Below are 13,393 nucleotides of genomic sequence, written 5' to 3' on the forward strand. Positions count from 1 at the left end.
GGCCAGATAAGGCCAAACGGGATCGGGTGAAACCCCTAAGCCCGCTTCACTTTCAGTACCGCCAGGGCAATTCCGCCAAGCACCAGAAGCGTGCCGATGGCCAGACGCAGGCTGGCAGCTTCGCCCAGCAAGACGATGCCCGCCGCAATTGCGATGACCGGAACACTCAGCTGAACGGTGGCCGCCACCGCTGGCGCCAGTTGCGGCAGAACGCGATACCATAGCGCATATCCAAGCCCCGAGGTCACGCCACCAGACAAAGCGGCCAGAACGATACCTGCGGGCGTCATGGCCCAGTCAGTGCCAACCAGCACAAAGACCAGCGCAGTCACCGGCAGGGCGACCACAAAATTCGCGCCGGTTCCGGATAGCGCGTCCGGCTCGCTCCGTCCCGTCAATGTATAGGCACCCCAACCGATGCCCGCTGCCACCATTAGCGCAGCCCCGGCGGGGTCGACCTGAACCTGTCCTGCAGGCCAGAGGATGTAGGCCAACCCGGCGAAGGCTGTCGATGCGCCGATCACCTGCCGCATCTGTGGCGGTGCGCCGGTCAGCGACGTGGCGGCAAACATGGTGATCTGCACAACGCCGAACAGGATCAGCGCACCCAGCCCCGCATCCAGTGTCAGATAGGCCATCGAGAACCCGACCATATAGAGCGACAGAGCCCCCGCGCCGACCAATCGCCTCGGGTTCAGCAAGGGCAGCCGCCTGCCACGCAGCATAACCAGCACCGCCAGCGTCAGCGCCCCCGCCAGAACGCGCACAACGGCAAACGCGCCCGGGTCGCTGGCGCCGCTGTCAATGGCCAGCCGGTTCAGGATCGAGTTTGCCGCAAAGGCGATCATGGTCAGGGATGTCAGCAGAAACAGTTTCATACCAGACGCATAGCGGTTTCGCCCCGTCTTGGACACTCACATTCCCGCTTACTCGCCCTCAAAGGCCGCGGGATAGATCAGCGTTTCTTGCGGAATGTCATCTCCCGGCGCGGCAAGCATGGTGTATTCCACCGGGTAAGGCGTCGTCAGTCGCGCTGCCCGTACACGGGAAAAGCCGCATTTTTCGTAAAACTCCGGCTGCCCCAGCACAACAATCATTGGAACCTCCGACAACACCGGTATTTGCGCCGCAGCGACAAGCTCACTTACCAACCGCCGTCCGACCTGCCAATGCGTTTTGGATTGCCCTGATGGCGCCAAAGCACCCCGCTGAAACTCGGGCAACACTGCCACTGGCGCAAGGCATAGCCACCCCGAAGGCGCGTGCATCCGTGACAACGCAGCGTAGCCCGCTATCCGCCCCTGCCACGGCTTTACGATCTCAGACACCATGTCGCCGTCGCGCCGGAGCCGGTGAACAAGCTCTACCTCGGCCTCACCTTCAAAGGCCGCCCGCAGCAACGCATCCACTTCGGCTTCTTCGCCAGGGCGCATATCCCGGCTGACATCAGGTCCGATTGCCATTCTTCCTCTTGCTCCCAATATCCCCACCGGAGGCATGCCCGTATCACGAGCCTATCAAATGAAAAGGGGCCGCCCGAAGGCGACCCCGATCCATTAGCACAAAGCTCCCCCTTTTGGCAGCTTGGCCTTGCAGCCAAGCGCCTGTCGGGGTCGGCAGAATTTCCTGACGGAAATTCGCCGTTCTTACATCATGCCGCCCATGCCGCCCATGTCGGGCATGCCGCCTGCGGCAGGTGCGTCTTTCTGCGGCTTGTCTGCAACCATCGCTTCGGTGGTGATCAGCAGACCAGCAACCGACGATGCGTCTTCCAGAGCGGTACGCACAACCTTGGCAGGGTCGATCACACCGAATGCGAACATGTCGCCATATTCTTCGGTCTGAGCGTTGAAGCCGAACGCTGCGTCCGAGGATTCGCGAACCTTGCCGGCAACAACCGCACCGTCAACGCCTGCGTTTTCGGCGATCTGGCGCAGCGGCGCTTCGATGGCCTTGCGAACGATGTTGATGCCTGCGTCCTGATCGGCGTTCTCGCCTTTCAGTTCGTTCAGAGCTTTGCCGGACTGAACCAGTGCGACACCGCCACCAACGACAACGCCTTCCTGAACGGCAGCGCGGGTTGCGTTCAGAGCATCGTCCACACGGTCCTTACGCTCTTTCACTTCCACTTCGGTCATGCCGCCAACGCGGATCACAGCAACACCGCCCGCCAGTTTGGCAACGCGTTCCTGCAGCTTTTCACGGTCGTAGTCGCTCGAGGTTTCTTCGATCTGGGTACGGATCTGAGCAACGCGTGCTTCGATCTCGGCCTTCTCGCCTGCGCCGTCAACAACGGTGGTCTCGTCTTTGGTGATCGAGACTTTCTTGGCTGTGCCCAGCATGTCCATGGTGACATTCTCAAGCTTCATGCCCAGATCTTCGCTGATGACCTGACCACCGGTCAGGATTGCGATGTCCTGCAGCATGGCCTTGCGGCGGTCGCCGAAGCCCGGTGCTTTGACAGCAGCAATTTTCAGGCCGCCGCGCAGTTTGTTGACAACCAGGGTTGCCAGCGCTTCGCCTTCGACATCCTCGGCGATGATCAGCAGCGGCTTCTGCGACTGGATCACCGACTCGAGCAGCGGAACCATCGGCTGCAGCGAGGACAGTTTCTTTTCGTGCAGCAGGATCATCACGTCGTCGAGCTCGGTGATCATCTTGTCTGCGTTGGTGACGAAGTAAGGCGACAGGTAGCCACGGTCGAACTGCATACCTTCAACAACGTCGGTCTCGGTTTCCAGACCTTTGTTTTCTTCGACGGTGATGACGCCTTCGTTGCCAACCTTCTGCATTGCGTCTGCGATCTGCTGGCCGATTTCGGCTTCGCCGTTGGCCGAGATGGTGCCGACCTGAGCAACTTCTGCCGAGTCTTTCACTTCACGCGAAGCATTCTTGATGCCTTCGACAACCTTGGCGGTCGCCAGGTCGATGCCGCGCTTCAGGTCCATCGGGTTCAGGCCAGCTGCAACCTGCTTGAGACCTTCGCGAACGATGGCTTGTGCCAGAACGGTTGCGGTGGTGGTGCCGTCGCCTGCTTCGTCATTGGTGCGGCTGGCGACTTCTTTCACCATCTGCGCGCCCATGTTTTCGAACTTGTCTTCCAGTTCGATTTCCTTGGCAACCGAAACACCGTCTTTGGTGATGCGCGGTGCGCCGAAGGATTTGTCCAGAACCACGTTGCGGCCTTTGGGGCCCAGGGTCACTTTCACGGCGTCTGCCAGAGTGTTTACACCGGCCAGCATACGGTTGCGGGCATCGGTTTCGAACTTGACGTCCTTAGCAGCCATGTTCTTTCTCCTTGAGAAAAATGTTTGTAATTAAAGCGGTATGAGATCAGCGGCAGCGCGTGGCTTACGCGATGATCCCCATGATGTCGCTTTCTTTCATCATCAGCAGCTCTTCGCCGTCGACCTGGACCTCGGTGCCGGACCATTTGCCGAACAGGATCTTGTCGCCAGCTTTTACAGCCATCGCGATCAGCTCGCCGCTGTCCTTGCGTGCGCCTTCGCCGGTTGCGACGACTTCGCCTTCGCTGGGCTTTTCTTTTGCGCTGTCGGGGATGATCAGTCCGCCTGCGGTTTTCTCGTCGCTTTCGGTACGGCGAACCAGCACGCGGTCATGAAGCGGTTTCAATGCCATCTTTGCAGCTCCTTGGGCTCAAAGTTTGTTTATCCTCCCCCCGCTGGTCAGCGGGGCGTTAGCACTCGTAGACAGAGAGTGATAACGACGCATAGCTAGGCAGTTGGAAACAGCGAGTCAACAAGGCGTGATGAAATTTTTTGCAGATCGAATTGCGCCGCAGCGGAACTGTTTACTCGCCCCAATGAAGGAATAGGATGCCGTGAGTTCAAGCCCCGTTCGCGGGATTTCGAAGAGGAGGCGCAGATGCAGATAAAAGCCAACGGGATTTCTCTGGAAGTAGAAGACCACGGACCATCGAACGGGACGCCTCTGATCCTGATCCGGGGACAGGGCAGCCAGTTGGTGCACTGGCCTGATGAACTGGTTCAGGGCTTTGTGGACGAAGGTTACCGTACAATCGTTTTTGACAACCGTGACGTAGGACTGTCGCAGCGCTGTCCAGCCCAGGAGGCACCGGGCAACGCCGATGCAGTGCTGGAGATGATTGGTTCGGGCGGCGACCTGCCGCGCCCCTATGGGATCGAGAATATGGAAGCCGATGTAATCGGCCTGATGGACGCGATGGGCCTTGAGACCGCGCATTTCTTTGGCATTTCCATGGGCGGCGCAATCCTGCAGCAATTGTGCATCGACCACCCGGATCGCATTTTGTCCGCCACCATCGTCATGACCGCGTGCCGCCCGTTCGTTGACCGCACCTCGGGCGATCGCGCGGCGATGCTGGCGCTGGCCGAGAGCCTGCTGGTGCGGCCCCGCAGTCTGGAGGAATATCAGGATGCGCAGGTTGAGGAACATGCGAACTGGGGAAGTCCCGGTTATCCGATGCCAGAGGAAGATATTCGGGCGATGGCCGCCAAGGCCTATGCGCGCGGAGTGGATGACGAAGGCATGAACCGGCAGGTTCTGGCGATAGCAGGCGCCCCCGACCGGCGCCCTGCCCTGCGTCAGGTTTCGCTGCCCTGTCTGGTTGTACACGGAACGGACGACACGCTGATCCCGCTGGAGCTGGGACAAGAGATCGCCGCACATATTCCCGAAAGCGAGTTTCAGGCCATTAAGGGGATGGGGCACATCATCACGCCTTCTTTGTCGCCCGTAATCGTCGGGATGGTGCAGGAGTTCATACAGCGGCGCGCCTGAAACGAGGGGTCAGCCAGCCTCTTCCCAGCTGTAGGCCCAATGCTTCAACCCGTCGCTGCCTGTCGGGGACAAGGCATAGACGCCCTTTTCGACTTTGTCGAACCAGCCATAATGATTGTCCCGCATCATTCGTGTGGCCCCGGCAACCCCGGTTGCCTTGGCCACGGCGGCCCCTTTGGCCGATCCGTTCTCTGCCAGATAGGCCGCGCATTTCAATGCGTCCTGACGGTAGGCCGTGACGATGCCATGCCGTGTCGCCCCACCTGAATTCGGATCGCCCTGCAGGCGGTCGAACTCGCGCAACAGCTTGGCCGTTCGCACCGCGGATTTACGCGGAGCATAAGGGCCAGGGTCACAATGAACCTCGGCCCTTCCATCCGGGCGGACCGTAATCAGGCCCAGCCCCAGACGGCGGCAAAGGCCCAGGTTATCACGCAGTGCCCGCCGCGCCGATTTTCCACGGGGTTTGCACACACCGATATAGACCTGATCGGTCATCCTGAGGCGGGCGATGGCCTGATGAAAAAGGGCCAGCGAAAACCTGAGCTTCAGTTCGACAATAACCGGCGGTTCATCGCCCCGAACGGCCACGACATCCGCCGCGCCGACCTCTCCCTTGACGTCATAGCCCTGTCTTTCCAGCAATTGCTTGATGGGGGCGTAAAGATCCTGCTCGCGTTCCATGGTCACATGCTAGGCGCAATCCTGCGAAATGCAAAAATAACGTTTGCGATCCGGTGCGCGCTCGCGCGACGATAGGGTTGAGGCTTGGCATCAGGAGGATTCTCATGTTTCGCGCGACGCTTGCCCTGGTGCTTTGTTTCTGCACGGCAACAGCGGCCTATGCGCGATGTTCGGGAAGCGACCTGCGCGATAGGCTGACACCTGAAGCAGCGGCACGGCTGGAGCAGGAAATCGCGCGGGTGCCCTTTGCCTATGGCAATCACTGGATTGCCACCGGAAATGGCCAGCGCATTCACGTCATCGGTACCCAGCACAGCGGCGACAAACGGATGCGCCGGGTTATGCGAACGCTGCGGCCCGTCATCCGGCAGGCCGATGCGGTTCTGCTTGAGGTCACGAATGCGGAACTGGACCGGCTGGATGATGTGATCCGGCAAAATCCGACGATCCTGATGATGCCCCGGGGTAGTACCCTGCCGGACCTCATGTCCGCCGAGGACTGGAGCATGCTGCAATTGCGGATGCGCCCGGAGGGTGTGAACAAGGAGATTCTGGCGCGTCTGCAGCCCTGGTACATCTCGATGGCGCTGACGCGCACGGGATGCGGCGGACGCGGTATTGCCTCATATGCCGGTCTTGACGAACGCATCGAACGGATGGCGATCCGCAACGGCGTGGCCGTGGGATCGCTTGAGCGCGTGGGGGACGGGATGCGCGCGCTGTCCGACCAGCCGGTGAAGGACCAGTTGCGCCTGCTGGAACTGGATATGAAAAGCGGCCTGAACTATGACGATCAGGTCGTAACGCTGGAAAACGCCTATTTCGAAGAGAGGTTGGCCGAGGCGATGCTGATCCAGAAATGGACGCTGTACCGCGATATCAAGATCGCCCGCCCCGAGGTCAGCCGCCTGCTGCGCCAATATGACCGGCAGATACTGGATCAAAGAAACCGGGCCTGGGTTCCGGTTATTTTGCGGACCAAGGGACAAGTGCTTGTGGTTGCGGTGGGTGCAGGGCATCTTGCGGGTGAATCGGGCATTCTGAACCTGTTGAAACAACAGGGATATGAGCTGACCCGCGCTGAATTCTGATTTGCCGGGACTGACATTATGCGACATTTGATCTGCCTGTTTTTCTGTCTGTTTCCGCTTGGCGCCTTTGCCGCCTGCGAAGGCCGGGATCTGCGCCACGACCTGTCACCGGAAATGCGCGGCGACCTTGATGCCGCGCTGAGTGACATTCTGTTTCCTGAGGGCAATCATTGGATCGCCACCAAGGACAACACCACCCTGCACCTGATCGGCACGCTGCACACCAATGACGAGCGCATGGGCGCAGCGGTCGAGCGTCTGGCTCCTGCCCTGACGCAGGCCGATGCGTTTTTCTTTGAGATCACCCAGAAGGATATGAAAGAATTCGAGCGTGATCTGGCAAATGATTTCAGCCCGGTTCTGATCACGTCCGGCCCGACTCTGGTGGATCTGATCGACGAGGAAGACTGGGCCGAGTTGTCCAAGATACTAGCCGAGCGCGGTTTTCCAAGCTGGATGGCGGCCAAGATGCGACCCTGGTTCCTAAGCATGATGCTGGGCATTCCGCCCTGCCTGATGCAAAGCCCCGATGCGGATCGCGGCATGGACAAGCGTTTGTCGGAACTTGCCGATGCGCACGACATCCCCCAACACTCGCTGGAACGGGTCGAGGATCTGATCGCCATGTTCGACAGCCACCCGATCGAGGAACAAGCCCAATCCATCGTGCGGCTGGCCGGTGCGTTGCAGGCCGGTGATGATCAGATGGTGACCATGGCCAATGCCTATATGGAGGAAAAGCACGCCGAGATCATCGAACTGGCGCGCCTTCAGGGGTTTGAGGCGTCTGGCCTGTCGCAGGAGGAATTCGATGCCGAGTGGCGCAGTTTTGAGGAACAGATGCTGGTCGTGCGCAACGCCAACTGGATGCGCCAGATTCTGGAACTTGAGGATCAGACCGCCGTTATTGCCGTGGGTGCAGGCCACCTGAGTGCAGGTCACGGATTGCTAAATCAATTGCAGCAGGCCGGGTACACATTGAGCCGCGCGGATTTCTGATCAGGGGGAAAATCAGACCTTCCGTCGCATCCGGGTTGCCGCCGGGTGACATCCGGTTTCGACCACCCTATAAGGCGCGCAAATTTCCAATCTGCAGGACGCTGATATGACCACCCAAGTATTTGGACACAAATCCCCCGACACCGACTCGACCGGCTCACCTATCGTCTGGGCCTGGTACCTGAACGAGATCAAGGGTGTCGACGCCACTCCCGTCCTGCTGGGCGAGCCCAACACCGAAGCGGCCTTCATGCTGCAGCGCTGGGGTCTGGACAAACCTGCGATCATCGAAGACGTGGCCGAAGGCGCGCCGGTTGTCATCGTTGACACCAACAACCCGGCAGAACTTCCGGCCAGCATCAACAGCGCCGACATTCGCGCCATCATCGACCACCACAAACTGGTGGGCGGTCTGGAAACCAAAGGCCCCATCGACATCACCGTGCGCCCGCTGGCCTGCACCGCCACCATCATGCACGACCTGATGGGCGACGATGCCGCCAAGATGCCCGAGGCCATCAAGGGTGCGGCGCTGACCTGCATCCTGTCCGACACGCTGGAATTCCGCTCGCCCACTACCACCGACCATGACCGCGCCGTTGCCGAGAAACTGGCGGCCGATCTGGGTCTGGATATCGCAGCTTACGCCGCCGACATGTTTGCGGCGAAATCGGATGTGTCCTCGTTCTCGGACGCTGAGCTGATCCGCATGGACAGCAAGGAATACGAAGTCGACGGCACCAAGTTCCGCGTCTCGGTTCTGGAAACCACCGCACCGGGCATCGTTCTGGACCGCAAGGCCAGCCTGACCAACTCGATGGTGGATGTTGCCAAAGAAGACGGCGTCGATCAGGTCCTGCTGTTTGTGGTCGACATCCTGAACGAAGAAGCCACCCTGCTGGTGCCAAACGATCTGGTCAAAGGCGTTGCCGAAAAGAGCTTTGGGGCGTCAGTAAACGGCGACGCCGTAGTCCTGCCGGGCATCATGAGCCGGAAAAAACAGATCATCCCGAACCTCAAGGTCTGATTGGCCCTGAAGAGCAGGAAAGGCGCCCGGAAAAGGCGCCTTTTTTTATGACATCGGCGGCATGCCCTCAAAGCACGGCATCCCGTCGGGGATCAGGTGAAAATCCTGCTTTTCCGCAACAAACAACGCGGCTTTTGCCCCGCGGAATACTGCGGGATCGTCCAGCGTCCCGATTTTGACGATGACGGGATCAAGCCCCGGCCTGTGTGTTGTCACATGCGTTCCACAGTCCGCACAAAACTCGCGCGTGACAGGATTTTCGCGATCCGTTCGCCGATACTGTTTCGGCTTACCCGCTGTATACCGAAAGCCTTCTCGCGGCATCAGCATGAACAGGTTCGGCGCCCCGCCCGACACGTGCTGGCACGCCCGGCAATGACATTGGCCTTTGAATATCGGCTTGCCTTCGGCCTCGTATCGAAGTGCGCCGCAGAAACATCCACCTTCCAGTTTCATCCATCTTTCTCCTGTTGTTCGAAAAACAATGGACAGGAATTGTGTATTCCGGCAGTGTCCATTTTGACACTAAACAAACCAATTTTGACAAATGCACCCGATAAAAACCGTCATTCTGCAACCCGATCCTTGCCAGAAATCAAGCCTGTTCATAGCACACGAGATGCTGGAAACAGCCAACAGGGTGTCCCGCAGACACAACAGAGACGATGTTTTTGATTTCTGCACGCTGTCACCGGCCAGGTACCGGGGTGTCGGCGCAAAACCCGACCTGGTGATCCTTCCGGGGCTTGGTCTGTCAACCGAGCGGGAGTTGCGCAGGGCCATGGCCTCGCCCGCCTTTGAAGAGCTGGTCACCGTTTTGCGCGAGTTGTCCGAAACTCCGACCATCATCTCTGGGGCTTGTTCCGGTTGCTTTGCATTGGGCGCTGCCGGATTGCTGGACAAACGCGAAGTGACCACATCATGGTGGCTTGTCCCGCTGCTTCAGACCATGTTTCCGCGCGCCAAAACCAGATCAAGTCGGATCGTTCTGCGCGACGGCAATCTGATTACCGCAGGGGCCGCCTTTTCCCAGATCGATCTGATGGTGTTTCTGATCGAACATTTCGCAGGATTTGCAGTTGCTGAAGACTGCCGCCGGTTTCTTATGGCGGACAGCCGTCCAAGCCAGTTACCATACATGTCCGTGGCCACGATGATTGCTGGTGATCCGTCATTGCAGAAAGCGGAATTGCACCTGCGCCGCAATATCACAAGGCAAGTCAGCCTGGACGAATTGGCCGGGGCTGCGGGATTGGGAAGCAGAACATTCGCGCGCCGAATTTCGCGGGCGACCACGATGACGCCCTCAGCCTTCATTCAGACCATTCGTGTCACAGAAGCGATCCGGTTGGCACGTACTAGCGATCTGAACCATGACGAAATCGCGTGCCGCGTCGGATATTCCGATGCAACAGCATTGCGGCGGGTGATGCGAAAACGGACGGGCCAAACATTGGAGAGTTTTCGGGAATGACGCGACTTGCATTCAGCGAAGTTGGATCATCCCGCTTTAAACGCGCTGTTTGACGTACCTGTTAGGCCCAACCTCCATCAGACTCAGCTACCTGTTCCAAATTGTCTCGCCGGAACGGTATCTTCCCGCCCACCTTTTTTGCGAGGCTCTGCCTCGCGCCCCGGAGTGCGGCGGGGGCAGCGCCCCTCTGGTAAAACGTTGTCACCTCTGCCATAGGCTTGGGCATCCCACCTTTTTGCCTGAAAGAGAACATTGTGACCCAGATCATCACCTCTCTGACCGAGATTTCCGACCGTTACAAAGCGCTGTTCGTCGATCTTTGGGGTTGCGTGCACAATGGCGTCACCGCATTTCCCGAGGCTGTCACAGCATTGAGGGAATACAGGGCGAAGGGTGGATTGGTCGTGCTTGTCACCAACTCGCCCAAACCACGCGCCGGAGTTTCCACGCAACTGGTGCAGTTCAATGTTCCGGACGATGCCTATGACACGATTGCGACCAGTGGCGACTCAGCTCGGTCGGCGATGTTTCAGGGCGCAGTTGGCCACAAAGTATACTTCATGGGCGAATGGGAACGGGACGAAGGCTTTTTCGAGCCCCTGAAACTTCTGCACCATCCCATTCACATCGAACGTGTTCCGCTGGATCAGGCCGAAGGGATCGTGTGCTGCGGCCCGTTTGATCCCATGGCGGACCCGGATGTGAACCGGCCCGATTTTCTGTATGCCAAACAGATGGGCCTGAAATTGCTTTGCGCCAACCCGGATATCGTGGTGGATCGCGGCGAAGTGCGCGAATGGTGCGCTGGCGCTCTGGCCCGGCTTTACACCGAGATGGGCGGCGAGAGCCTGTATTTCGGGAAACCGCACCCGCCGATTTACGATCTGGCACGGCGAAGGCTGACGGCTCTGGGCGTTGATATTCCGGATTCTGAAATTCTGGTCATCGGCGACGGCCCGCATACCGACATCGCGGGCGGGATGGGCGAAGGGCTTGATTCCCTGTTCATCACCGGTGGTCTGGCTGCATCCGAGACAAAAACATCATACCAGCCGGACCCGGATGCGCTAAACCTCTATATTGAAAAGGAAAAGGTCAATCCGACCTACTCGATCGGAAGATTGAGATAACAATTTTGGGGCTTGATTTTCTGCGCGTGCAAAGTAATAAAGTTGCCAACCTGTGACCGGAAATAGTCTATTGTTACTCGGTCAGCATCAAGTGAGGGCAACATGTTGGACAATCTGCCGCGCGGAACGATCTGTATCGAAGACATCGAAATGGGCATGTCCCGTTACCTGCGCAAAGTGGTGACGGACGAAGACATCGAGATGTTCGCCCAGGTGTCAACTGACCGGAACCCGGTGCATCTGGATGACGATTATGCCCGTGATACCATCTTCGAGGGCCGCATCGCCCACGGCATGCTGACCGCCGGGCTGATCTCGGCGGTGATCGGAGAGCAGTTGCCGGGTCACGGCACGGTCTATATGGGTCAGTCGCTGAAGTTTCTGGCGCCTGTGCGTCCCGGTGACATGGTGTATGCCGAGGTCAAGGTGATCGACATCGATTTCGCCAAGCGCCGGGTCAAACTGGATTGCCATTGTTCGGTTGATGGCAAGAAGGTTCTGGTCGGCGAAGCGATGGTTCTGGCACCGTCGCGAAAGTTCGACTGATCCCTATTTGGTCACACCCGACAAGGCGCCCCAAGGGCGCCTTTTTTGTAAGCACCATTATGCCCTGCGCGCCGGGCCGCGCCCTTTGAGAACGCCGGATTCGAGTATGATCTCGGACACCAGGTGTTCGCGCCGGTAGGCCATGACGTGCACACCCGACACGCCTGCGATTTCCCTGATCTGCTGGATCAGTTCGATGCAGATCTTCTTGCCTTCGTCAGATGGCTTTTCTGCCTTTTCCATCCGCTCGATGATCTGGTCCGGGATATGGATGCCGGGAACGTTGCTGCGCATCCACCGGGCCGCGCGGGCCGAGGCGACGGGACCGACACCGGCGATGATGTAGACCTGTTTGTCGAGCCCTTCATCCCGCACCCGCGTCATGAATTTCTCGAACAAGGGAATGTCGTAGATGTAGTTGGTCTGGATGTATTCGGCACCGGCCTCGATCTTTTTGGCCAGTCGGTTCGGGCGCCAGTCATATGGTGGGATGCAGGGGTTTTCCGCCGCACCCAGAAACAGTTGCGGCGGGCGCGTGATTTTACGGCCTGACAGGAATGTTCCCTGATCCCGCATGGTTCGGATCGTGCGCAGCAGGGTCAGCGAGTCGAAATCGAATACAGGTTTTGCGCCCGGCTGATCCCCTACCCCGACGCCGTCACCGGTCAGGCACAATACGTTGCTGACGCCCAGTGCGGCGGCCCCAAGCACATCACCTTGAATGGCAATCCGGTTCCGGTCGCGGCAGGAAATCTGGTAGACCGGCGAATAGCCCGCACGCGTCAGCAAGGCGCAGATTCCGATTGAGGACATATGGCAATTCGCGCCGGACGCGTCGGTAGCGTTGATGGCATCCGCAACCTCGCCGAGCGGCTGCGCGGCCTGAAACACATCCTCGGGGTCGGCGCTGTCGGGAGGATTGAGTTCCGCCGTCACCGCAAACCGGCCCGAGCGCAGCACGCGTTCAAGACGGCTGTGGGACACAAAACCATCCGGTACGGGGACATAGCCGGTCGGTTCGATTTCACTGTGATGCGAGCTGTTCATTTCCGAAGCTCCCGGTTGACCGCGTTGGGCGGTTCTGCGGCCAGTGGGGCAGCGGATGGTTCGTTCTTGCGGGCCTCGGGGAATGCCTGTGCCAGTGTCTGCCGGGCCGCATTTCGCGCTTCTCGGTTTCGGGCGGCAATCTCGCGACTGACCCGAAGCCACGAGGATGAGCCCTTTAATGTATGTTCCACCGGTGGCAGGACCTCTTTGATCTTCGCGCCACCTTCGCACATCCGGCTAGCCCCGTCCCAAGCCAGGGACCAGACGCATTTCATCTCGGGCTTCACTTCGCAAAACCCGCCGGGGCGCACACCGCCGCAGGGTCCGTTGCGCAGTTGTTTGGGGCAGTTCATCGGGCAGGACATGCCGGTCGAGCTAAGCACGCATTGACCGCACATCTTGCAGTCGAACAGCAGTGTTTTGACGCCCTTCTCGACCAGTGCAATCGGGCGTTCGACGCGGTTGTAACCAATTTTCGCAAATAACGGGTCCAGCGCTACCATGCCGCCTTCGACACGCTTGTAAATCCACTCGAACGCGCGGGCATGGCGGATCGCGAACAGTCGCAGTCGATACATGGCACTGACCCTTCTGGCTTTTTCGCCGATGGCCG

Annotated in this window: 15 protein-coding genes; 7 read left to right on the forward strand and 8 right to left on the reverse strand. The window is 59.1% G+C overall.

The window, feature by feature from the left end:
* Window positions 1–35: 35 nt before the first annotated feature.
* The 4 genes from ACR0NA_RS07625 to ACR0NA_RS07640 form a co-directional block, all read right to left on the reverse strand.
* Window positions 36–878 carry a DMT family transporter gene (locus tag ACR0NA_RS07625; RefSeq protein ID WP_480727604.1) on the reverse strand — a complete coding sequence of 281 codons (843 nt, stop codon included), beginning with the start codon at window positions 876–878 and terminating at the stop codon, window positions 36–38.
* Between the two features lie 48 nt (window positions 879–926).
* Entirely contained in the window at window positions 927–1,463 is a 537-nt protein-coding gene (locus ACR0NA_RS07630) for a GNAT family N-acetyltransferase (RefSeq protein WP_480727607.1), read from the reverse strand.
* 183 nt (window positions 1,464–1,646) lie between these two features.
* The gene (gene groL, locus ACR0NA_RS07635; protein ID WP_170650996.1) at window positions 1,647–3,287 is read right to left on the reverse strand and encodes a chaperonin GroEL; all 1,641 of its coding nucleotides are present in this window, start codon (window positions 3,285–3,287) and stop codon (window positions 1,647–1,649) included.
* Between the two features lie 64 nt (window positions 3,288–3,351).
* Window positions 3,352–3,639, reverse strand: a complete 288-nt coding sequence (locus tag ACR0NA_RS07640) for a co-chaperone GroES (protein WP_170650997.1) — start codon at window positions 3,637–3,639, stop codon at window positions 3,352–3,354.
* 246 nt (window positions 3,640–3,885) lie between these two features.
* Here ACR0NA_RS07640 and ACR0NA_RS07645 point away from each other — a divergent pair, with 246 nt between their 5' ends.
* Entirely contained in the window at window positions 3,886–4,782 is an 897-nt protein-coding gene (locus tag ACR0NA_RS07645; protein ID WP_480727610.1) for an alpha/beta fold hydrolase, read from the forward strand.
* Window positions 4,783–4,791: 9 nt separating this feature from the next.
* On the opposite strand, the gene ACR0NA_RS07650 is transcribed toward ACR0NA_RS07645, so the two are convergent.
* The gene (locus tag ACR0NA_RS07650; RefSeq protein ID WP_480727612.1) at window positions 4,792–5,466 is read right to left on the reverse strand and encodes a DUF2161 domain-containing phosphodiesterase; all 675 of its coding nucleotides are present in this window, start codon (window positions 5,464–5,466) and stop codon (window positions 4,792–4,794) included.
* A gap of 104 nt (window positions 5,467–5,570) precedes the next feature.
* Between ACR0NA_RS07650 and ACR0NA_RS07655 the strand changes: the two genes are divergently transcribed.
* From ACR0NA_RS07655 to ACR0NA_RS07665, 3 genes are all read left to right on the forward strand, one after another.
* Window positions 5,571–6,557 carry a TraB/GumN family protein gene (locus ACR0NA_RS07655; RefSeq protein WP_480727614.1) on the forward strand — a complete coding sequence of 329 codons (987 nt, stop codon included), beginning with the start codon at window positions 5,571–5,573 and terminating at the stop codon, window positions 6,555–6,557.
* A gap of 18 nt (window positions 6,558–6,575) precedes the next feature.
* Window positions 6,576–7,556, forward strand: coding sequence for a TraB/GumN family protein (locus ACR0NA_RS07660; protein ID WP_480727616.1), 981 nt, complete (start codon window positions 6,576–6,578; stop codon window positions 7,554–7,556).
* Between the two features lie 106 nt (window positions 7,557–7,662).
* The gene (locus tag ACR0NA_RS07665; protein ID WP_480727618.1) at window positions 7,663–8,583 is read left to right on the forward strand and encodes a manganese-dependent inorganic pyrophosphatase; all 921 of its coding nucleotides are present in this window, start codon (window positions 7,663–7,665) and stop codon (window positions 8,581–8,583) included.
* Window positions 8,584–8,628: 45 nt separating this feature from the next.
* On the opposite strand, the gene ACR0NA_RS07670 is transcribed toward ACR0NA_RS07665, so the two are convergent.
* A complete protein-coding gene (locus ACR0NA_RS07670; RefSeq protein WP_480727620.1) occupies window positions 8,629–9,039 on the reverse strand; it encodes a GFA family protein in 411 nt (136 codons plus the stop codon).
* Window positions 9,040–9,130: 91 nt separating this feature from the next.
* Between ACR0NA_RS07670 and ACR0NA_RS07675 the strand changes: the two genes are divergently transcribed.
* The 3 genes from ACR0NA_RS07675 (at window position 9,131) to ACR0NA_RS07685 (ending at window position 11,733) form a co-directional block, all read left to right on the forward strand.
* Window positions 9,131–10,057: a GlxA family transcriptional regulator gene (locus ACR0NA_RS07675; protein WP_480727622.1), complete on the forward strand. Its 927-nt coding sequence runs from the start codon at window positions 9,131–9,133 to the stop codon at window positions 10,055–10,057.
* A gap of 254 nt (window positions 10,058–10,311) precedes the next feature.
* The gene (locus ACR0NA_RS07680) at window positions 10,312–11,187 is read left to right on the forward strand and encodes a TIGR01459 family HAD-type hydrolase (protein ID WP_480727624.1); all 876 of its coding nucleotides are present in this window, start codon (window positions 10,312–10,314) and stop codon (window positions 11,185–11,187) included.
* A 102-nt stretch (window positions 11,188–11,289) separates the two neighbouring features.
* Window positions 11,290–11,733, forward strand: a complete 444-nt coding sequence (locus ACR0NA_RS07685; protein WP_170651005.1) for a MaoC family dehydratase — start codon at window positions 11,290–11,292, stop codon at window positions 11,731–11,733.
* A gap of 57 nt (window positions 11,734–11,790) precedes the next feature.
* Here ACR0NA_RS07685 and ACR0NA_RS07690 read toward each other — a convergent pair whose 3' ends face one another.
* Both ACR0NA_RS07690 and ACR0NA_RS07695 read right to left on the reverse strand, forming a co-directional pair.
* Complete coding sequence (locus ACR0NA_RS07690) at window positions 11,791–12,780, reverse strand: methylenetetrahydrofolate reductase (protein WP_170651006.1); 990 nt, start codon at window positions 12,778–12,780, stop codon at window positions 11,791–11,793.
* Window positions 12,777–13,358, reverse strand: a complete 582-nt coding sequence (locus ACR0NA_RS07695; protein WP_480727627.1) for a methylenetetrahydrofolate reductase C-terminal domain-containing protein — start codon at window positions 13,356–13,358, stop codon at window positions 12,777–12,779. The genes ACR0NA_RS07690 and ACR0NA_RS07695 overlap by 4 nt, the downstream gene beginning before the upstream one ends.
* Window positions 13,359–13,393: the final 35 nt, after the last annotated feature.

It is taken from the genome of Ruegeria sp. C11 (assembly GCF_056537725.1).

Coding starts and splice junctions, on each gene's coding strand:
- ACR0NA_RS07625 (WP_480727604.1), bottom strand. CDS start 878: ATGAAACTGTTTCTGCTGACATCCCTGACCATGATCGCCTTTGCGGCA.
- ACR0NA_RS07630 (WP_480727607.1), bottom strand. CDS start 1,463: ATGGCAATCGGACCTGATGTCAGCCGGGATATGCGCCCTGGCGAAGAA.
- groL (WP_170650996.1), bottom strand. CDS start 3,287: ATGGCTGCTAAGGACGTCAAGTTCGAAACCGATGCCCGCAACCGTATG.
- ACR0NA_RS07640 (WP_170650997.1), bottom strand. CDS start 3,639: ATGGCATTGAAACCGCTTCATGACCGCGTGCTGGTTCGCCGTACCGAA.
- ACR0NA_RS07645 (WP_480727610.1), top strand. CDS start 3,886: ATGCAGATAAAAGCCAACGGGATTTCTCTGGAAGTAGAAGACCACGGA.
- ACR0NA_RS07650 (WP_480727612.1), bottom strand. CDS start 5,466: ATGGAACGCGAGCAGGATCTTTACGCCCCCATCAAGCAATTGCTGGAA.
- ACR0NA_RS07655 (WP_480727614.1), top strand. CDS start 5,571: ATGTTTCGCGCGACGCTTGCCCTGGTGCTTTGTTTCTGCACGGCAACA.
- ACR0NA_RS07660 (WP_480727616.1), top strand. CDS start 6,576: ATGCGACATTTGATCTGCCTGTTTTTCTGTCTGTTTCCGCTTGGCGCC.
- ACR0NA_RS07665 (WP_480727618.1), top strand. CDS start 7,663: ATGACCACCCAAGTATTTGGACACAAATCCCCCGACACCGACTCGACC.
- ACR0NA_RS07670 (WP_480727620.1), bottom strand. CDS start 9,039: ATGAAACTGGAAGGTGGATGTTTCTGCGGCGCACTTCGATACGAGGCC.
- ACR0NA_RS07675 (WP_480727622.1), top strand. CDS start 9,131: ATGCACCCGATAAAAACCGTCATTCTGCAACCCGATCCTTGCCAGAAA.
- ACR0NA_RS07685 (WP_170651005.1), top strand. CDS start 11,290: ATGTTGGACAATCTGCCGCGCGGAACGATCTGTATCGAAGACATCGAA.
- ACR0NA_RS07690 (WP_170651006.1), bottom strand. CDS start 12,780: ATGAACAGCTCGCATCACAGTGAAATCGAACCGACCGGCTATGTCCCC.
- ACR0NA_RS07695 (WP_480727627.1), bottom strand. CDS start 13,358: ATGTATCGACTGCGACTGTTCGCGATCCGCCATGCCCGCGCGTTCGAG.